This is a genomic window from Curtobacterium sp. CFBP9011 (assembly GCF_034045095.1).
Lineage (GTDB): Bacteria > Actinomycetota > Actinomycetes > Actinomycetales > Microbacteriaceae > Curtobacterium.
Genome location: NZ_JAXCWN010000007.1, coordinates 141058 through 159902 on the forward strand (window position 1 = coordinate 141058; position 18845 = coordinate 159902).

Genomic DNA, 18845 nt, shown 5'->3' on the forward strand with positions numbered 1-18845 from the left:
TGTGTCCGCGGGGGCTCAGGCCCGGCGGAGTTCGCCAGCGCGGCCGAGCAGGTCGGCGTGGAACACCGTCTGACTCAGGGCGCTGGCGAGCAGGTACCCGGACATCGACTCGATCCCACCGCTGAACGGCACGCGGGACGCCACCTCGAACACCGTCGGGTGGTCGAGTGCGTCGAGCGCGGCGGCGACGTGCCGCGTGCGTTCGTCACGATGGGCGGCCAGGGTCCGGGCGCGGGACACCACGTCACGGAAGCGGTACTCGTGCCCGGGGCAGACCTCGAACGCGGCGAACGGTTCGAGCGCCGCCAACGAGTCGAGCGAGTCCCGCAGCGGGTTCGAGTCAGTGTGGCCCCCGAGGCCGATGCCAGAGTTGATCTGCGGCAGGACGTGGTCGCCGGTGAACAGCAGGCCGTCGGGCTCGTCGACGAAGCAGACGTGACCGCCGGTGTGCCCCGGGGTCCACAGCACGCGGAGGTCCCGCCCGGGGATCGGCAGCCGGTCACCGTCCTCGAGCTCCAGGTCGGCGAACGGCGCCTTGACGGTCCCCTGCCCGAGCTGCCGGCCGGAGCCCCAGACTGCCAGGACACCGTCGAGCCGGTCGTCGGGGACGCCCCAGGTCCGGGCGTCCCGCTCGTTCTGCTCGGCGTCGGCGCGGGCGTGCTCCAGCGCGTGCACCTCGGCCGGGTGCATCGCGATCGGCGCCCCGGAACGACGACGCAGCGCGGCGGCCGCGCCGAGGTGGTCGGCGTGCAGGTGCGTGACCGCGATGAGGGTGACGTCCTCGACCGCTCGGCCGATCTGTCGCAGGCCCGTGGTCAGGACGTCGAGTTCGCCGCCGTCGCTCCACCCGGGGTCGATGACCGCGAGCGAGCCGTCGTCCCCGGCGACGACGTAGACCAGGGTGGCGTCGGGCACGCCGCCGCGGAACGGGACCGCGAGCGTCCAGACACCCGGGCGGACCTCCTCGACGGGCGGCAGCGCACCGGCGGCGAGCGCCGCGGCCTGGACCGGGCTGACGGGCGACGGGTTCGACACGCGACCAGCGTAGTGAGCGCAGCGCGGGGCGGTCCGGCGCCGTGCGGGGCGGTCCGGCACCGTGCGGGGCGGGCCGACACCGTGCCTCCAGGCCGTCGCCGCCGGCAGCGCGTAGACAGGCGGCATGGAGACCATCGCGCCCATGCTCGCCAAGGCCGTCGCCACCGTGCCGGACCCCGACAGCGTCACCGGAGGACTGCGGTACGAGCCGAAGTGGGACGGCTTCCGCGGCATCGTGACGATCGACGGCGACGACGTCGAGATCGGCAGCCGCGGGTCGAAGCCGCTCACCCGCTACTTCCCCGAGCTGGTCGAGGCGTTCCGCGCACAGTTCGGCGGACGTCCCGGCCCGGTCGTGCTCGACGGCGAGGTGATCGTCCGCTCGGGCCAACCGGGACACGAGGAGCTCGACTGGGAGGCGTTGTCGCAGCGGATCCACCCGGCGGCCTCACGCATCGCGAAGCTCTCGGTCGAGACGCCGGCGCAGTTCGTGGCCTTCGACCTGCTGTACCTGGACGGGGAGGACCTGACCTCCCGCCCGTTCGACGACCGGCGCGCGGCGCTCGAGACCCTCGGCACCGACCTGACCGCGCCCCTGTTCGTGACCCGGACCACGCTCGACGTCGAGACCGCTCGGCGCTGGCTGACCACGTTCGAGGGCGCCGGCCTGGACGGCGTCGTCGCGAAGCCGCGGCAACGCCCGTACGAACCGAACAAGCGCACGATGCTCAAGATCAAGCACCACCGCGAGGCCGACGTCGTCGCGGTCGGCTACCGGGTGCACAAGAGCGGCACGGGCGTCGGCTCGCTCCTGCTCGGACTGTACGACGCCGACGGCGAACTCCGGATGGTCGGCGGTGTCTCCGCCTTCACGGACAAGCGGCGGCGCGAGCTGGTGGACGAGCTGGAGCCGCTGGTGGAGCGGGACGCGGACGGGAGGCCCGTCACCGGTGACGGCGAACGGTCCCGGTTCTCGTCGGGTCGCGACACGTCGTTCGTCCGGCTGGCGCCGGAGCGGGTGCTCGAGGTCCGCTACGACCAGATGGAGGGTGACCGCTTCCGGCACACCGTGCAGTTCGCGCGCTGGCGTCCGGATCGCGACGCTCGCTCGTGCGGGTTCGACCAGCTCGAGGTGCCCGCGGCCTACGACCTCAGCGACGTCCTGAGCTGAGCCCCCCGGACGAGGGACGGGTTGTCCATTTGACGCTCAGCCGTCATCAGTAGTTAGCCGAACTAGTGATTCTGTGGAAGCATTCGAGGCATCAGGGAAACGGTGGTTCTCCACCCCCTCGAGATCACGGATCGGAGTGGAAATGAGCAGCGAGACCCTCGTTCGCCGAGCACAGCGCAACCCTCTCAGCGAGGTCCGCGAAGCACGCCACCAGCGTGCCCTGCAGACCAGCGCGATCATCAGCGGGATCGCCGGCGTCACCGTCGCAGCGCTCGCCTTCGTCACGATCGGCCTGGGCGCATGATCGTCCTCGACGGCATCACGCAGGACAACCGCCGGACCTGGTCTCGACTCACCCGCCTGCACACGGCGACGGTCGGGCTGCCGCTGCAGACCTCGCGCGTCGACGACGACGACCTGCGCCGCGAGGACACCTCCACGCTCGTCTGACCGGCAGGTCTCGCGCCCCGCTCAGGCCTTCTTCGCGCGGGACGGCTGCACGCGGGGCGGTTCCCCCGGCATCTTCGGGAAGTCCGGCGGGAACGGCAGCTCGCCGAGACCGTCCGCCAGGTCACGTCGCCACCACTCCAGGAGCGGGTCGATGCTCCGGGGCTCGGCGGACATCGTCTCCCACGGGTCACCGGTCGTGGCGAGACGCTGTGGCACGGTCAGGATCGTGAAAGCGGTCGGGTCGGCAGCGTCGAGTTCGTGCCACGCCAGCGGCGTCGACACCGCCGCGTTCGGCAGCGCACGCGGACTGTAGGCACCGGCCATCGTGCGGTCGCGGTTCGCCTGGTTGAAGTCGACGAAGACGCGCGAGCCCCGCTCCTCCTTCCACCAGGCCGTCGTCACCTGCTCCGGCATCCGCCGCTCGAGCTCCCGGGCTGCGGCGATCACCGCGTGGCGGACGTCGAGGAACTCGTACGCCGGCTCGATCGGCGCGAAGACGTGCAGACCGCGGTTGCCGCTGGTCTTCACCCACGCCTCGAGGCCGACCTCGGTCAGGACCTTCCGCAGCTCGTGCGCGGCGGGGACGGCATCGTGGAAGTCGGTGCCCGGCTGCGGGTCCAGGTCGATGCGGAGCTGGTCCGGGTGGTCGCTGTCCTCCGCCAGGGAGGCCCAGGGGTGGAAGACGACGGTGTTCATCTGCGCTGCCCAGACCGCGACGGCCGGCTCGTCGATGACGAGCTGCGGGTGGCTCCGGGCGCTCGGGTAGGTGACGGTCACCGCGCGGACGTACTCCGGGGCACCCTTCGGCGGGTTCTTCGAGAAGAACTGCTCGCCGTCGACGCCGTCCGGCAAGCGCTGCAGCGAGATCGGCCGGTCGCCGTTGGCGCGGACGAAAGCGTCGCCCACGTCGACCAGGTACCGGGCCAGGTCGAGCTTGGTGATGCCGAGGTCCGGCCACAGCACACGGGACGGACTGGAGATCCGGACCTCCCGGTCGCCGTCGGGTCCGGGCACGGTGAGCGTCGTCGCCGGTGTCGCCATGCAGCGGAACGTACTCCGACGCCCGGAGCCCGGCGCGCAGCACGCCCGGAGCCCGGCGCGCAGCACACGACCGCAGCCCGGCGCGCAGCACGACCGCAGCGCGGCGCGCAGCGGGACCGGACGGGGCAGGATGGACCGGTGACCGCGTACCTCGGGGTGGACCTGGCCTGGGGCCTCGGCACCGAACGGCGCGCCCCGAACGAGACCGGCCTGGCCACCCTCGACGACACCGGCCGGGTGACCGACGCCGGGTGGGCCCGCGGGGTCGACGACGTCACCGCCTGGATCGCCGAACGGCTCGGCCCCCGGACCCTCATCGCGGTGGACGCGTCGCTCGTCGTCACGAACCCGACGGGCATCCGCGAGTCCGAACGCCAGGTCGGGCAGCGCTACGGCCGGTGGAAGGTCGCCGCGAACCCGACGAACCTGGCCTCGGCCGCGAGCGCCGGCGCCCGGCTGCTCGACCGGCTGACCGCCCTCGGCGTGACGTACGTCAGCGACACCCGGACGATGCGCGCCCGGAGCGGCCCGGCGGTGTTCGAGTGCTACCCGTACACGACGCTGGTCGGGGTGGCGGAGTTCGGCTACGACGTCGAGCGTCCCCGCTACAAACGGCTCGACACGTCCGTGCCCCCGGCCGTCGCCCGGCAGCGTCGGGCGGAGGCGTTCGACGAGCTCGTCCGCCGCATGCGCACGACGGCGTTCGACCCGCCCCTCGACCTCGACGCGCACCCGCTCACCCGCGACCTCCGCGACCCGTCGGTGCTGCACGGGCCGACGCACAAGCACCGCGAGGACTTGCTCGACGGCGTGCTCTGCGCGTGGACGGCGGCGTTCTGGGAGCGACACGGCGACGAACGGGTGCAGGTGCTGGGTGGTGATCCGGGCCTCCCGTCCGACCCGCTCGACGCCGCCGGCCGCCTGCCGGCCCTCGTCGCCCCCGCGCGCCGGTCGCAGCGCCCGGCTCACTAGGCTGGACCGGTGAGCACCACGACCGAACCGTTGCGCATCGGGCTGGTCTCGTTGCACACCTCCCCCGGCGACGAGCCCGGATCCGGCGAGGTCGGCGGCATGAACGTCGTCGTCCGCCACCAGGCCGAAGCGCTGGCCGACCGCGGCCACCAGGTGGACATCATCACCCGCCGCTCGGCACCGACGCAGCCGGACTCGGTCGCCCTCGTGCCGGGCGTGTGCCTGCGGTTCCTGTCCGCCGGGCCGGCCGAACCGGTGCCGAAGGGCGAGCACGACGCGTTCATCGAACCGTTCCGCCGCGGCCTGGCCGAACTCGGTCCGTTCGACGTCCTGCACTCGCACCACTGGTTCTCCGGTGCCGCGGCCCTGCCCGTCGCCCGCGACCGCGGCATCCCGCACGTCCAGTCGTTCCACTCCATCGCCGCCGACAGTGCGACGCCGCTGTCCGAGGGCGAGCGTCCCGAGTCCGCCGGTCGGATGGCCGGCGAAGAACGCCTCGCGCGCGAGTCCGACGCCGTCGTCGTCGTCAGCGAGTCCGAGGCACACACCGTCCGTTCCCGCCTGGGCGGCGACCCGTCGCGCGTCTGGATCGTGCCGCCGGGGGTCGACGGGTCCGTCTTCCGCCCGGCCAGCGTCGGCGCACGTCGCGCCGCCGCACCCTACGTCGTCGCAGCGGCCCGCGTGCAGCCACTCAAGGGCCTGGACCTGGCCATCGAGGCGATCGCCGGCATCGACCAGGAGGCCCGCCCCACCCTCGTCATCGCCGGGGACGCCTCGAGCGAAGCAGGCGACCACGTGACCGAACTGCGTCGGCTCGCCGCGTCACGGGGCATCGCCGACCGGGTCACCTTCATCGGACCGCAGTCGCGTGCCGACCTGGCGTTCCTGTTCCGCGGCGCAGCGGCCGTGCTGGTGCCGTCGCACTCCGAGACGTACGGCCTGGTGGCGCTCGAAGGCTCCGCGTCCGGGGTGCCCGTCGTGGCCGCCGCAGCCGGGGGCCTCCGTGAGGCCGTGGTCGACGGCGAGACCGGGGTCGTCCTCGAGTCGCGCGACCCGGCGGTCTGGGCGTCGGAGATCCAACGCATCCTGACCGAGCCGGAGTACGCCGCCGCGCTGGCCTCCGCCGGGCGCGAGCACGCCGAACGACTCAGCTGGGAGCGGTCGGCCGCGGGTCTCGAGCAGGTCTACCTGCGGGTCCTCGGACACTGACGGGCCCGCTCGTGCCGGACTCCGTGCTCCACTCCGCGCTCGACCTCGGCGCGTTCTGGGACGCCCTCGACGCGGTCCCGGCTGCGGCCGACGCCGAGGCGCTGTTCGACCCGAGCGGTCCCGACCCGGCGTCGAGGGCGGCCGGAACGCTGCGGCGGAGGAACCTCGACCGCTACCTGCAGCACGCCGGGCCCGAGGCGGACACGATCCTGGTCGCCGAGGCACCGGGCTGGCGCGGCATGACGAACACCGGCGTCCCGTTCACGAGCATGCGGGAGCTGCAGGACCCCGACGGGCTGTTCGCCAGCGTGCCCTTCGCGGTGCCGCCCGAGCCGACGGCACCGTGGGAGGCGTCCTCGCGCGTCGTGCACGCGGCGCTCCGGGACTGGCACGGCCCGCTGCCCGTGCTCTGGGCGGTGTTCCCACACCACCCCTTCGCGGCCCCGGACCGGCTGACGAACCGGACCCCGCGTCCGGCCGAGGTCCGTGCCGGCGCGCCCGTCGCACTCGCGTTGGCCGAGGCGGTCGGTGCCCGGCGGTTCGTCGCCGTCGGCCGGAAGGCGCAGGGCGCGCTGGCGGCGGCCGGCATCGACGCGATCGCCGTGCGGCACCCGGCGCAGGGTGGGGCGAGGGAGTTCACGCAGCAGATCGCCGCACTGCGCTGACGTGCGGCGGGGCGGTGGTCGGCGGGGCGTCAGGCTGAGCGGACCTCGACGCCCTTCGCGGCGAGCGCGTCCGACACGTGCGCGGGCAGCGGGGCCGCCGCGTAGACGACCTTCAACGACGGCAGGTCGACCAGGTCGTCCCAGTTCTGCGGGTCGTAGCGGTCGTCAGAGCCGTCCCACCCGGGGTGCAGGTCCTGCAGGATCTCGAGGTCGGTGTCGACGGTCACCTCGGTGACCAGGTCGAGATGCGAGGGCAGCAGGTCGAGGTCGTCGTAGTACTCACGGGCCCGGTCGTCCTGACCGTCCACGTCCTCGTCGTCCACCACCGCGTCCTCGTCGTCGTCAGCGTCCCCGTCATAGGGCTCGATGACGTCCAAGTCGTAGCAGAGCACGTCGAGGACGAGCAGCTTCGCGTTGAAGTCCGCGAACTCGATCGGTTCTTCGGTGGTCGTCGACGCCTCGTCCATGCAGGGCAGCGTATCGACCGCCCGCCGGGCCTGCCCGCCGCGACCGATTTTGCTGTGGGACTGGACAGGAACGGCTCAGCAGGAACAGGGTGATGCATGGCGACCACGACGAAGACCGAGCGCGACCCGGGGCAGCAGACCGAGCTCCGCCGTGTGATCGGTCCGAAACTCCTGCTGCTGTTCATCGTCGGGGACATCCTCGGCACCGGCGTCTACGCCCTCACCGGGCAGGTCGCGGCCGAGGTCGGTGGTGCCGCGTGGCTGCCGTTCCTCATCGCCTTCTCGGTGGCGCTGCTCACGGCGTTCTCGTACCTCGAGCTCGTGACGAAGTACCCGCAGACGGCGGGTGCGGCGCTGTACGTGCACAAGGCGTTCGGCGTCCACTTCGTCACCTTCATCGTGACGTTCATCGTGATGTGCTCCGGCATCACCTCGGCGTCGACGGCGTCTCGGGCGTTCGCCGCGAACCTCGGCGTCGGCTTCGGCCTGGAGCTGCCGAACACCGTGGTGATGCTCATCGCGATGGGGTTCATGCTCGCCGTGATGGCGGTGAACTTCCGCGGCGTCAGCGAGAGCGTGAAGACGAACGTGGTGCTGACCCTCGTCGAGCTCTCCGGTCTGGTGCTCGTGATCCTGGTCGGCTTCACCGCGATCGCCGGCGGCAACGCGGACTTCTCGCGCGTCGTGATGTTCGAGACGCCGGAGGACAAGAGCCTGCTGCTGAGCATCTCGACGGCGACGTCGCTGGCCTTCTTCGCGATGGTCGGCTTCGAGGACTCGGTGAACATGGCCGAGGAGACGAAGGACCCGTCGCGGATCTTCCCCCGGGTCATGCTGACGGGTCTCGGCATCACCGCCGTCATCTACGTCCTGGTGTCGATCTGCGCCGTGGCCGTCGTGCCGATCGGTGAACTCGCCGGCAACGAGACGCCGCTGGTCACCGTCGTGCAGACCGCCGCGCCGGACTTCCCGATCGGTGCCGTGCTCCCGTTCATCTCGATGTTCGCCGTCGCCAACACCGCGCTGATCAACATGATGATGGCGTCCCGACTGCTCTACGGCATGAGCAAGCAGGGCGTGCTGCCGGGCTTCCTCGGCCGGGTCTCCCCCGCCCGCCGCACCCCGTCGAACGCGATCGTCTTCACGACCCTCATCTCGCTGGCCCTGATCGGCTGGGTGTCGCTCGACCCGGAGTCGCCCATCGTGGTGATCCTGGGCGGGACGACCTCGCTGCTGCTGCTCGCGGTGTTCGCCGTCGTGAACACCTCGGTGCTGGCACTGCGACGCGACAAGGTCGACCACAAGCACTTCACGGCCGGGGTCGTGATCCCGGTGATCGGGGTCGTCGCCTGCCTGTGGCTCGTGCTGCCGTTCTCGTCCGGCCGCGCGTGGGAGCAGTACCAGATCGCCGGCGCGCTCCTGGCTCTGGGCATCGTGCTCTGGCTCGTCACGTGGTTCACCCACGGTCGGAAGACCGCCGAGAAGGCGCCGACCGGCGTGGTGACCGAACCGACCGCGGTGCAGCGGGACACCCGGGACGACCACGACCGCTGACCTCGCGCCACCTCCACGACCCACGATGCCCGGCACCCATCGGGTGCCGGGCATCGTGCCGTGCTGCGGCGTCCGACCCGCCGTGCCGTCAGCTCCGCCGCGCCGTCAGCTCCGCCGCGCTGTCAGCTCCGTCGCGCCGGGATCCCGAGCGGCCCCGGCGTCCGCTCGATCGCACGGACGGCCAGCGCCCGCACCCAGTCGAGTCGCTTGCCCGGCCAGCCGTGCACCAGGGTGGTCCAGCGCTCCGGCAGGGCCGACGCCCCGGCGAGCGCCCCGGCCAGACCGCCCGTGATCGCGGCCACGGTGTCTGTGTCCCCGCCGCCCCGGACGGCACGTTCGAGGGTGTCCACGACGCCGTCGCCGAGGGTGATCGCGGCGACGGCGGACTGCAGCGACGCGACGACCCAGCCGTTCGCTTCGGTGTGGTCCTCCGGTGTCGAGGACTCGGCCTCGGCGATCCGGTCGAGCCACAGGGTCCGGCGCTCCCGCGGCAGCATCGGCACGCCTCGGCGGACGTCGAGCTTGCCGCGGCGGACGGCGTGCCGGATCGCCACGGTCCAGAGGACGCAGGCATCCCCGGCGTCGTCCTCGTGGTGGGTCAGGTCGCTGACCCGTCGGGCGGCGACCGCCAGGTTCTTCCGGGCGCCGTCGCCGAGGAACCCGAGCACCAGTGGCGTGGTCCGCATCAGTGACCCGTTGCCCGCCGACTGCCCGTTCTGCTCGTGCACGGCGCTGGCGGCGGCCTTCGCCGCGTCTTCGGTGTTCGCGGTCATCCGGCCCAGGACGGCTCGGGTCTGCGCGCCGACGTCCGGGGCGTCCTGCGCCCAGTCGGACCAGGCGGCGAGCAACCGGCCGTGGGTGCGGGGTTCGTTCCACCGGGCACCGTTCGCGACCGCTTCGAGCACCGGGATCGCCATGCTCGTGTCGTCGGTCCACTCCCCCGGCTCCCACCCGAACGGGCCCCCGCCGCGCATCTCGACGGGGTGCTCGCCGGCCATCGCCGGTCCGAACTCGTACGGCGCTCCCAAGGCGTCTCCGCACGCACTCGCCAGCACGGCGCCGAGCGCCCGGTCCTGCATCGCTGTGTCCATCGTTCCCTCCGCGCTCCACGCTAGTGCCGCGAACCGGGGGCATGTCGGCAGGTGTGTCGTCCAGCCGGTTCGCCTAGCCTCGAACCGAGCGGACCCCGGCCCGCTCGGTCATCGGTCCGCCGGAGCACCGGCTGACAGACCACCCCCGCCACCATCCACCCGACGAAGGACCGAACCATGCGCCGTGCCGGCATCGCACTCGCGTCGGTGTTCGGCGTCGGCGTCGTCGCTGCCGTCATCGGGGTCATCGTCCTGATCGTCGTGGCGGTGAACTCGCTGAACGGGCTCGCCTCGTCCTCGGCTACCCCCCGGGCGCTCACCTGCCCGGCCGCGGCGTCGCAGACCGTCGGCGGCGTCGTGGTGCCCGCCGGGCCGATCGGCGGCTTCTGCCAGGACCGTCTGGTGAACGCCGCGCAGGTCATCCGCGCTGCCCGTGAGCTCGGCATCGGGCCGCACACCCAGGCGGTCGGCGTGATGACCGCGATCGGCGAGTCCGGACTGGTGAACCTGGACCGTGGCGACGCCGTCGGCCCGGACAGCCGGGGCATCTTCCAGCAGCGCGACAACGGCGCCTGGGGCACGTACGAGCAGCGGATGGACCCGTACACGGCGGCGTCGATGTTCTACGCCAAGCTGATCAAGGTCCCCGGTTGGAAGACCATGACGCCGACGCAGATGGCGCACGCGGTGCAGGTGAACGCGGACCCCGACCACTACGCCAAGTACTGGCCGACGGCGAAGCGCGTGGTCGAGGGCCTGACCGGAGAGAGCGTCCCGGACACCGCACCCCAGGGCTGACCGACACAAGCACTGCCCCCGACCGACTCACGCCGCTGCCGCAGCGACCGGTTCGTCGTCGTCGAGCTCCACCATCGAGGCGCCGTCGTCGTGCACCACGACCTGACCCCGGAGCCGCACCCCGTGTTCGTCGAGGGTGCAGGCCATCGCGTCCACCCATTCCCAGTCGACCGGGAACAGCCCGGTCGCCCCCGGTCGTTCCCACGCGATGACGACCTCGGCCGCACCGACCTGCTGGACGACGTCCTCGACCAGGGCACCGAAGTCCTCGACCTGGTCGTCGGGTTGGTAGGGCAGGTCGGCGACCGGCAGCACGAGCTGCACGGGGATGCCGCGGTCGCTGAGGAACAGCACCCAGCACTGTCGTCGGACAGGGGTCTCGAGGAGGGCGACGACGAGGTCGACCACGTCGTCGTCGGTACGGACTGCGGTTCGCTCGAGTCTCTCGAGCACGTCGGTGTCTGGCATGTCCCCAGCGTCGCCGCCGACCCGGTGCCCCGGGGCCCCGGAGTCGGCCTCTGTGGACAACGACCGAGCCGAACGCGGTTGTGCAGGACCGGTCAGATGCCGATCGAGACCGACCCACCGACCAGCAGCCGTGCCACGACGAAGACCAGCACGAGCACCCCGAGCCCGAGGAGCGCGACCGGCCAGCTCAGCCGTCGCCGCACCAGCCGGAGCACGCACACCACCAGGGTGACGAGGAACACCAGCGCGACGACCACCGGACCGAGTGTCACGACCGTGCTGCCGAGTCCCTCGTCGCAGCGGTTGCCGGGCGCGTCGCACGACCCGAACGACAGCGCCATGAACTGGATCCCGCGCCCCGCGACGACCGTCGTGACCGCGCCGAGCAGCAGCAGGACGACGGTCGCGACCACGTCGGCGACGCGACGGCCGCCGCGCAGGCCGGGACGAGCCTCCCGGCCGACCGCCGACGCGGCCGCCGACGCCGACCCGGACCGCGACCCGGGCCCCGCCTCTGACGCCGGACGCGACCGCCCGTCGTCACCCGCGCGTGTCACGACCGCCCGCCGACCGCGGTGCCGGCCAGGACGCTGAGGATGGAACGCATGGTCACCATGGTGCCTCCTCCGGCCCGCACGCGTTCGGCGGTACGGTCGGGACATGGCCCGCGCACGCGACCACGAACCCCCAGCCGCCCCCGCCACCGCCGCGCTGCTGCTCGGCGGGTTCGCCTTCCTGCAGGGCCTGATCCTGCCGGCCGAGGCGGTCGGCCGCCACCTGGCGATCGGCTTCCTGTTCGGCGGCCTCGGCCTGCTGTCGTCGTGGCGGGCGGTCACCATCGGCCGCGGCCGTCGACACCGCGCCGCCCGCCGATGGGCCTGGTTCGCCGCCGTCCTCGGTCTGCTCGGTGTCGGCATGCTCGGCTACCAGGGCCTGGTCATCCTGACCGGCGGGGCGCTGCCACCGCCGTTCTGGTGGCCGTACGCACAGCGCTGACCCTCCGGCAGGCGGCTCGGCACGCCGACCGGGAGGCCCGCCCCACGTCCGACTCCATGCACCGGCAACGACCGGTACCGTTCCGCCGGAACGGGTGCAGGATGGCCGCATGGCAACGACGCCGAACCCCTCGACCCTGTTCCGACGGAAGCCGATCGACACGATCGACAACGACTCCGGTGGAGAGGGCGGCCTGAAGCGCCACCTCGGCCTCTGGCAGCTCACCGCGATCGGCATCGGCGGCATCATCGGCGCCGGCATCTTCACCCTCGCCGGCACGGTCGCGAACGGCGTCGCCGGGCCCGCAGTCCTCATCTCGTTCCTGGTCGCCGGCGTCGCCAGTGCGGCGGCAGCGCTGTCCTACGCCGAGTTCGCCGGGCTCATCCCGAAGGCCGGCAGCGCCTACACGTACGGCTACGCGGTGCTCGGCGAGATCGTCGGCTGGTTCATCGGCTGGGACCTGCTGCTCGAGTACACCGCGATCGTGGCGGTGGTCGCGATCGGCATCTCCGGCTACGTCGGGTTCCTGGTCGGCCAGTTCGGCATCGACCTGCCCGCCTGGATGCTCGGCGCACCCGGCACCGGGGACGGGCACGTGGTCGACGTCTTCGCGATCGCACTGTGCCTGCTCACCGCGTTCGTCCTGACCCGCGGCATCCGCAGTGCCGCTCGCTTCGAGTTCGTCGCCGTCGGCATCAAGGTCGCCCTCGTCGTCCTGATCGTCGTGCTCGGTGTCTTCCACATCAACAGCGCGAACTACTCGCCGTACTTCCCGTTCGGGTTCGGCGGCGTGATGACCGGTGCCGCGACCGTGTTCTTCGCCGTGTTCGGCTACGACGCGATGTCGACCGCTGCCGAGGAGTCGACCGACGCCCGGAAGCACATGCCGAAGGCGATCCTGCTGTCCCTCGGCATCTCGATGGTCCTCTACGTCCTCGCCACCCTGGTCCTCACCGGCATGCAGGACTACAAGGACATCGACCCGGCGTCCGGGTTCTCGTCGGCGTTCGCGTCGGTCGGGCTCGGCGGCGTCGCGAACGTCATCGCGATCGGCGCCATCGTCGGCATCATCACCGTCCTGGTGACGTTCATGCTCGGCGCCTCGCGCGTCTGGTTCTCGATGAGCCGCGACGGTCTGATGCCGAAGTGGTTCGCGAAGACCGACCCGAAGCGGCACGTCCCGACCCGGGTGACCTGGATCCTCGGCATCGCGTCCGCCGTCCTGGCCGGGGTGCTGCCGATCGGGGTCGTCGCCGAACTGACCAACATCGGGATCCTGCTGGCGTTCGTCGTGGTCTGCACCGCCGTCATCGTGCTCCGCTACCGCCAGCCCGAACTCGACCGGCAGTTCCGGCTCCCCTTCATGCCGATCGTGCCGGCGATCGGGGTGCTGGCGTCGCTCTGGCTCGTCTCGTTCCTGCAGTGGGAGACCTGGGTGCGGTTCGCGGTCTGGTTCGCGATCGGCCTCGGCGTGTACTTCGGCTACTCGCGCAAGCACAGCAAGCTCGCGCAGCCCAGCGAGCACTGACCGAGCGCTGCCGACCGGAAGCAGACCACAGCGCCGCCACAGACCACAGCGACCCGACCACCCAGGGGGCGGCCGGGTCGCTGCGTGTGCGGAGTCAGTCGCGCCGGTGCTTGCCGAGCGAGGCGGTCGGCGCCGCCATCGGGTGGTTCCGGAACCAGCGCAGCAGCTCGCGTGCACGGCTGGCATCGGCGCTGACGTCGCCGGCGGTCAGGAACTCGTTGAACCCCTCGGGTGTCGAAGCCTGCTCGTCGCGGTCGAACGCCATCGTCCAGTCGGGGAACCGACGGGTGTGGATCGACTCCTCAACCAGCAGCCGGACCTCGTCGTGGCGCGGATCGGCGACGATCCGGCCGTACGTCGCGATGACGGCGTCGGGCGGACCCTCGAGCAGCTGCATGAACCGACCGGACCGGTGGACGAGCATGCCGGTGAGACCGTCGGCGGTGTTCCGCTCGCGCGAGTACGCCAGGACCTCGTCGAGGTCGGCGTCGTCGAACGGCTGGGCGGCCGAGCTCATGTAGACGAGTGACTGCAGCATGATGCTGTCGATGATGTCTCATCGACGCGTGTTCCGGCCAGCCCCCGAACGGGCCTGACCCCTGCGGACGACGCCGCGGACAGGTCGGCGGCGACCTGCTAGCCGGCGTCGAGCGCGGTGTAGGGCACGACCTGGCCGTCCTCGGTGCACACGTGTCGCTGCACCCCGGAGTCCGTGATCGTCGTGTACGCCGGCGACCACCACGTCGCCGATCCGTCGGCCACCTTGGGGAACGTGCCGCGCACGACGTCCCCCGTCTCCTCCGGCTCGCCGTCGACCTCGACCTCGTCGGCCTCCGGGTCGTCGGTCGTGCCGTAGTTCCGAAGCACGTCGCGGTCCCAGCTCATGAGCATGCCCGCGTAGGACTTCCGGTCGTCATCGTCGACCTGCACGCCGTACGACGTCCGGTCGTCGGCGGCGTCGCGAGGAACGCCCCGGAACTCGATCGTGTACGAGTCCGCGGTCTCGGTCATCGTGACCGTCCCACCGTCGGTCCCGAGCAGTTCGCAGTACGCCTTGCCCGGCGTCCCCGCCGCACGCGTCGGCGTCGGCGTGCCCTCGGCTTCCTCGTCGCCTCCGCCACCGGCACACCCGGTCAGTGCGACCGCGGCGAGCAGTGCCACGACGAACCCGGTCGCGCCGTGCTGGATGGTCTTGCTCGACATGTGTTCCCCCTCGTCCGCTGCGCCCCTCCGGCGCGCATCCCACCGTACCGATCCGTGCCCGGACGACGAGCGTCAGCGGGGACTGGCACGATGTCCCTGTGCCAGCAGCCCCGATGATCGACGCCGTCGACGTCATCCGCTTCGTCGGGCCGCAGACCTTCGGCCGTGCCCGAGACGTCGTCCGCGCCGGCCTGGTCGAGGAAGCCACCTGGCACGAGGACGGCACCATCACCGCGGCGGTGAGCGGCAGCGCCGCCGACCCGTACGACGTGCAGGTCGAGACGACCATCGCGCGCGGCGAGTTCGTCCGCCCGGTCCGTAGCCGCTGCACCTGTCCCCTCGGCGGCGAGTGCAAACACGTCGCCGCAGCACTCCTCACCATCAACGCGCGTGCCCTCGCCGCGCAGGCCGGCCCGCGTACGCAGGCACCGACGCCGCCGACCCCGGACTGGAGGCGCGACCTCGCCCGCCTCGCCGGTGACGACGACGAGACCACCCGCTCCAGCGACGCGCCTGTGATCGGTGGGATGGGCCTCCAGTTCGAACTGCGCGACGCGGTGCCGGCCCGACTCGCCGGACGCGCCCGTGCTGCGGGACGGACGCTGCCGGTCGCCAGCCGGGCGGTGCGGCTCGGCGTGCGGCCGGTCAGCCGGAGCGCGGCCGGCAACTGGGTGCGCGGACAGCTCACCTGGGGTGCGCTCCCCTACTCGATGAACCGGCTCGGACTCGAACCGGACCAGCACGCGTGGTTCATGCAGTTCGCCGCCCTGCACCGTGCCGGTGTGCTCGCCGGGCTGCCCGGGGAGAGCGACTGGATCCACCTCGACGACTTCCGCAGTCCGCTGCTCTGGCCGTTGCTGCGACAGGCCGGGCCGCTCGGCATCGCGTTCGTCACCGGCAAGCACGAGGGCGGGGTCGACCTCGGCGTCGACGCCCGCGTCCTGCTCGACGCCGCTCGCACCGCCGACGGACTGGTGATCGGTGCCAGTGCGGTGATCGACGGGCGGCCGCTCGCCGAGGGCGCGGCGCGGGTGGTCGGTGACCACGGCGTGTACGCGTTCCGCGAGTCGCCCGAGTTCCACGTCACGCTCGCCCCGACGCCCGCCCCGGTGCCTGAGGACCAGCGGAAGATGCTCGTCGAGGCGACGCGGATCACCGTGCCCGCGGACGAGGTCGACGAGTTCCTGGCGGACTGGTCGCCGAAGCTCCGCGGCTCGCTCGGGCTCGTCAGCTCCGACGGGTCACTCGCGCTGCCGGAACGGACGCCGCCGGAACTCGTGCTCACCGTGACGTTCGAGCCGGCCCGGGCACCGCGGACCGACGACCGGGCGCACCTGCAGTGGCGTTGGAGCGTCGACGGCCGGAAGGACCCGGTGTCCCTGCACGGACCGTTGCCGGAGCTCGGCAGCGTGCTCGCGGCGGACGACGAGACGGAGGCGCCCGAGCCTCCCGGCCCGGGTGGCGGACTGCAGTGGTTCCAGGACGGGACCATCGACGGGGCCGACGTCGCCGTCCTGGCGAACGAGCTGCTGCCGGCGCTGCCCGCACGCGGTGTCCGCGTCGTCGTGCAGGGCGAGCGTGTCGACTACGAGCGCCTGACCGGGCGACCGCACATCCGGGTCACGACCATGCCGTCGGACAAGCACGACTGGTTCGACCTCGGCATCATCGTCAGCGTGAACGGCAAGGAGATCCCGTTCACGCCGCTGCTCCGGGCGCTCGCGAAGCGCGACCGGCGGATGAAGCTCGTCGACAACTCCTACCTGTCGCTCGCCGACCCCGCGTTCGACCGGCTGAAAGAGGTCATCGAGGAAGCCCGCGAGCTCGACGAGTGGGAGCCGGACCAGCCCCTCACCGTGACGCCGTACCGGGCCGCGCTCTGGTCGGAGTTCGACCAGCTCGCCGACGAGACCGACCACGACGAGCGGTGGCAGGAGATCGCCTCCCGCCTGCTCGACGCGACCGCGCCGGCCGATGCGGTCGTGCCCGAGACCGTGCACGCCGACCTGCGGCCGTACCAGCGCGACGGCTACGCGTGGCTGACGTTCCTGGTCGAGCACGGCGTCGGCGGTGTCCTCGCCGACGACATGGGACTCGGCAAGACCCTGCAGGCGCTCGCGATGATCGCCGACCGACGGGCCGCCGACCCGGAGGCGCCACCCTTCCTCGTCGTCGCCCCCACCTCCGTCGTCGGCAACTGGGCGGACGAAGCCGCGAAGTTCGTGCCGTCGCTGCGGGTCACCACGATCGCCGGCACCTCGCTGAAGGACCCCGCCCGGGTCGCCCGGACCGCCGCCGCGTCGGACGTCGTCGTCACCTCGTACGCCCTGCTCCGGCTCGACGCAGCGGCCTACCTCGACCTCAGCTGGTCGGCGCTGCTCCTCGACGAAGCGCAGTTCGTGAAGAACCCGCAGTCGCAGACCCACCGTGTGGCCGCCGAACTCCGTGCGCCCGTGAAGATCGCCATCACCGGGACGCCGCTCGAGAACGGGCTCGCCGACCTCTGGGCGCTGTTCGCGGTCGTGGCGCCCGGTCTGCTGTCGTCGTGGACCCGGTTCGGTGACGACTACGTGAAGCCGCTGGCCTCGCCCGAGCTCCGCGGAGCCGCGCGCAAGGAGCTGACCGACCGACTCCGACGACGCATCCGGCCGCTCATGCTCAGACGGACGAAGGAGAGCGTCGCCGCGGACCTGCCCGAGAAGGTCGAACAGGTCGTCCGGGTCACCCTCGACCCCGCGCACCGCGACCTCTACGAGAAGACCCTGAACCGGGAGCGGCTGAAGGTCCTGGACCTCGTCGACGACCTGGACCGCAACCGGATGATCGTCTTCCGCTCGCTGACCCTGCTCCGGATGCTCGCACTCTCCCCCGCACTCGTGTCGGACGACCACGGCGACGTCCCCAGCGCCAAGCTCGACCTGCTCCTCGACGAACTCGAGACCCTGGCGGCCGAAGGGCGTCGGGCGCTGGTGTTCAGCCAGTTCACCTCGTTCCTCAAGATGGTGTCCGCTGCCCTCGACGCACGCGGGGTCGCCTACGAGTACCTCGACGGCTCCACCCGGCGTCGCGGGGCCGTCATCGACCGCTTCCGGAACGGCAGCGCACCGGCGTTCCTCATCTCGTTGAAGGCCGGTGGGTTCGGGCTCACCCTGACCGAGGCAGACACCGTGTTCGTCCTCGACCCGTGGTGGAACCCCGCCGCCGAGAACCAGGCCGTCGACCGGACGCACCGCATCGGGCAGACCCGGTCCGTCACCGTCGAGCGGCTCATCGCGGAGGACACCATCGAGGAGAAGGTGCTCGCGCTGGCGCAGCGGAAGGCGCAGCTGTTCGCGACGATGATCGACGACGACGCACTGTTCGCCGAGGGGTTGAGCGCGGAGGACATCCGGTCGCTGCTGGCCTGACCGGGCGGCGAGATGTGGGATGCGAAGTCCTTGGTCTGGAGGCCCGGGGTTGGCTAGCTTCCAGGGATGCTCCTCGAGACTGTCGACCCCCACACTGCGAGTCCGTTCTCCGATGCCCCCGGCTCGTCCCACCTGAGCGTGCTGGCGACGAGGAAACCGGTGACCGGAGCGGTACGCAGGCTGGGGTCCAGCACCTCTGAGTTCGTGCTGCCCAACGGACACCGGATCAAGCTGGCAGCTGGCAACGGGGCCGGGAACTACCCCACGGGATACCTCGAACGGCTGCGGACCACAGGCGAGTGCTGACCCTCGACGCCAACATCCTGATCGGATGGCTCGATCGGCACGACGCCTGTCACGAGCTCGCCGTCGACATCATCGACTCCCATGAGTGGGACGAGTTCGCGACGGCCACGGTCACGCTGGCCGAAGTGCTCGTCCGGCCAGCCCTGCATGGCGGATACGAGGATCACCTTGACGCCATCACAGCACTTGACGTCAGCCTCTACGGAATCGATGGCGACATGGTCCGCACCGTCAGCACGTTGGCGGCCAGGGAGCGGCTGCGAGGGCCCGATGCTGCGGTGCTGGCCGTCGCGATGCGCACCAGCACCGCGATCGCCACGCTCGATCGACGGCTGGCCGCTGCAGCGCGTCGGGTCGGGTTCGAGGTGGTCGACGAGCCAGCCGAGGACGCCGTTCCGGAATCAGGACCAGCCTGGTGGCGGTGGCTGCCATCGGCCGGACGAACGCGACACCGGGCACCGCACTTCGGCAGGTGAGGCGCGCC

The 18845-nt window shown here is 71.8% G+C and carries 20 protein-coding genes; 12 read left to right on the plus strand and 8 right to left on the minus strand.

The genetic code is table 11. The features are described 5' to 3' along the window. Nucleotides 1-15: 15 nt before the first annotated feature. On the minus strand, nt 16-1035 hold the full coding sequence (locus SOM35_RS14645; protein WP_320515959.1) for an MBL fold metallo-hydrolase: 1020 nt from the start codon (nt 1033-1035) through the stop codon (nt 16-18). Between the two features lie 124 nt (nt 1036-1159). On the opposite strand from SOM35_RS14645, the gene SOM35_RS14650 reads away from it, so the two are divergent. From SOM35_RS14650 to SOM35_RS14660, 3 genes are all read left to right on the plus strand, one after another. Further along, nucleotides 1160-2206 carry an ATP-dependent DNA ligase gene (locus tag SOM35_RS14650; RefSeq protein ID WP_320515960.1) on the plus strand — a complete coding sequence of 349 codons (1047 nt, stop codon included), beginning with the start codon at nt 1160-1162 and terminating at the stop codon, nt 2204-2206. 142 nt (nt 2207-2348) lie between these two features. After that, nucleotides 2349-2510: a hypothetical protein gene (locus SOM35_RS14655; RefSeq protein WP_221851670.1), complete on the plus strand. Its 162-nt coding sequence runs from the start codon at nt 2349-2351 to the stop codon at nt 2508-2510. After that, on the plus strand, nt 2507-2656 hold the full coding sequence (locus tag SOM35_RS14660; protein WP_181439262.1) for a hypothetical protein: 150 nt from the start codon (nt 2507-2509) through the stop codon (nt 2654-2656). The genes SOM35_RS14655 and SOM35_RS14660 overlap by 4 nt, the downstream gene beginning before the upstream one ends. Before the next feature lie 21 nt (nt 2657-2677). Here the strand turns inward: SOM35_RS14660 and ligD are convergent, their stop codons facing one another. Then, a complete protein-coding gene (ligD, locus tag SOM35_RS14665) occupies nt 2678-3697 on the minus strand; it encodes a non-homologous end-joining DNA ligase (protein ID WP_320515961.1) in 1020 nt (339 codons plus the stop codon). Nucleotides 3698-3835: 138 nt separating this feature from the next. Here ligD and SOM35_RS14670 point away from each other — a divergent pair, with 138 nt between their 5' ends. The 3 genes from SOM35_RS14670 to SOM35_RS14680 are packed head-to-tail and all read left to right on the plus strand — an operon-like array spanning nt 3836 to nt 6543. Continuing rightward, nucleotides 3836-4669, plus strand: coding sequence for a DUF429 domain-containing protein (locus tag SOM35_RS14670; RefSeq protein WP_320515962.1), 834 nt, complete (start codon nt 3836-3838; stop codon nt 4667-4669). A 9-nt stretch (nt 4670-4678) separates the two neighbouring features. Continuing rightward, the gene (locus tag SOM35_RS14675) at nt 4679-5878 is read left to right on the plus strand and encodes a glycosyltransferase (protein WP_301222641.1); all 1200 of its coding nucleotides are present in this window, start codon (nt 4679-4681) and stop codon (nt 5876-5878) included. Between the two features lie 11 nt (nt 5879-5889). Then, nucleotides 5890-6543, plus strand: coding sequence for a uracil-DNA glycosylase (locus tag SOM35_RS14680; protein ID WP_320515963.1), 654 nt, complete (start codon nt 5890-5892; stop codon nt 6541-6543). Between the two features lie 29 nt (nt 6544-6572). Here SOM35_RS14680 and SOM35_RS14685 read toward each other — a convergent pair whose 3' ends face one another. Continuing rightward, nucleotides 6573-7010 (minus strand): DUF6892 domain-containing protein, encoded by a 438-nt coding sequence (locus SOM35_RS14685; RefSeq protein ID WP_320515964.1) that lies wholly within the window; start codon nt 7008-7010, stop codon nt 6573-6575. A gap of 96 nt (nt 7011-7106) precedes the next feature. Between SOM35_RS14685 and SOM35_RS14690 the strand changes: the two genes are divergently transcribed. Next, the gene (locus tag SOM35_RS14690; RefSeq protein WP_320515965.1) at nt 7107-8564 is read left to right on the plus strand and encodes an APC family permease; all 1458 of its coding nucleotides are present in this window, start codon (nt 7107-7109) and stop codon (nt 8562-8564) included. Between the two features lie 122 nt (nt 8565-8686). Here SOM35_RS14690 and SOM35_RS14695 read toward each other — a convergent pair whose 3' ends face one another. Continuing rightward, the gene (locus SOM35_RS14695) at nt 8687-9655 is read right to left on the minus strand and encodes an ADP-ribosylglycohydrolase family protein (protein ID WP_320515966.1); all 969 of its coding nucleotides are present in this window, start codon (nt 9653-9655) and stop codon (nt 8687-8689) included. A gap of 177 nt (nt 9656-9832) precedes the next feature. Here SOM35_RS14695 and SOM35_RS14700 point away from each other — a divergent pair, with 177 nt between their 5' ends. Then, on the plus strand, nt 9833-10453 hold the full coding sequence (locus SOM35_RS14700) for a hypothetical protein (RefSeq protein ID WP_301223725.1): 621 nt from the start codon (nt 9833-9835) through the stop codon (nt 10451-10453). Between the two features lie 27 nt (nt 10454-10480). Here the strand turns inward: SOM35_RS14700 and SOM35_RS14705 are convergent, their stop codons facing one another. Continuing rightward, the gene (locus SOM35_RS14705; RefSeq protein ID WP_111075015.1) at nt 10481-10921 is read right to left on the minus strand and encodes a hypothetical protein; all 441 of its coding nucleotides are present in this window, start codon (nt 10919-10921) and stop codon (nt 10481-10483) included. Between the two features lie 92 nt (nt 10922-11013). After that, the gene (locus SOM35_RS14710; protein ID WP_320515967.1) at nt 11014-11583 is read right to left on the minus strand and encodes a DUF6264 family protein; all 570 of its coding nucleotides are present in this window, start codon (nt 11581-11583) and stop codon (nt 11014-11016) included. Between SOM35_RS14710 and SOM35_RS14715 the strand changes: the two genes are divergently transcribed. Further along, nucleotides 11582-11917, plus strand: a complete 336-nt coding sequence (locus tag SOM35_RS14715; RefSeq protein ID WP_221851691.1) for a hypothetical protein — start codon at nt 11582-11584, stop codon at nt 11915-11917. The two genes, SOM35_RS14710 and SOM35_RS14715, sit on opposite strands and share 2 nt — an antisense overlap. A gap of 109 nt (nt 11918-12026) precedes the next feature. Next, nucleotides 12027-13445 carry an amino acid permease gene (locus tag SOM35_RS14720; RefSeq protein WP_320515968.1) on the plus strand — a complete coding sequence of 473 codons (1419 nt, stop codon included), beginning with the start codon at nt 12027-12029 and terminating at the stop codon, nt 13443-13445. Nucleotides 13446-13539: 94 nt separating this feature from the next. Here the strand turns inward: SOM35_RS14720 and SOM35_RS14725 are convergent, their stop codons facing one another. Continuing rightward, on the minus strand, nt 13540-13983 hold the full coding sequence (locus tag SOM35_RS14725) for a BLUF domain-containing protein (RefSeq protein WP_253462551.1): 444 nt from the start codon (nt 13981-13983) through the stop codon (nt 13540-13542). Nucleotides 13984-14081: 98 nt separating this feature from the next. Beyond that, entirely contained in the window at nt 14082-14648 is a 567-nt protein-coding gene (locus tag SOM35_RS14730; RefSeq protein WP_320515969.1) for a hypothetical protein, read from the minus strand. Between the two features lie 98 nt (nt 14649-14746). On the opposite strand from SOM35_RS14730, the gene SOM35_RS14735 reads away from it, so the two are divergent. Continuing rightward, nucleotides 14747-18055 carry a DEAD/DEAH box helicase gene (locus SOM35_RS14735; protein ID WP_320515970.1) on the plus strand — a complete coding sequence of 1103 codons (3309 nt, stop codon included), beginning with the start codon at nt 14747-14749 and terminating at the stop codon, nt 18053-18055. A gap of 299 nt (nt 18056-18354) precedes the next feature. Beyond that, on the plus strand, nt 18355-18837 hold the full coding sequence (locus tag SOM35_RS14740; protein ID WP_320515971.1) for a type II toxin-antitoxin system VapC family toxin: 483 nt from the start codon (nt 18355-18357) through the stop codon (nt 18835-18837). The last annotated feature ends 8 nt before the right edge of the window (nt 18838-18845 follow it).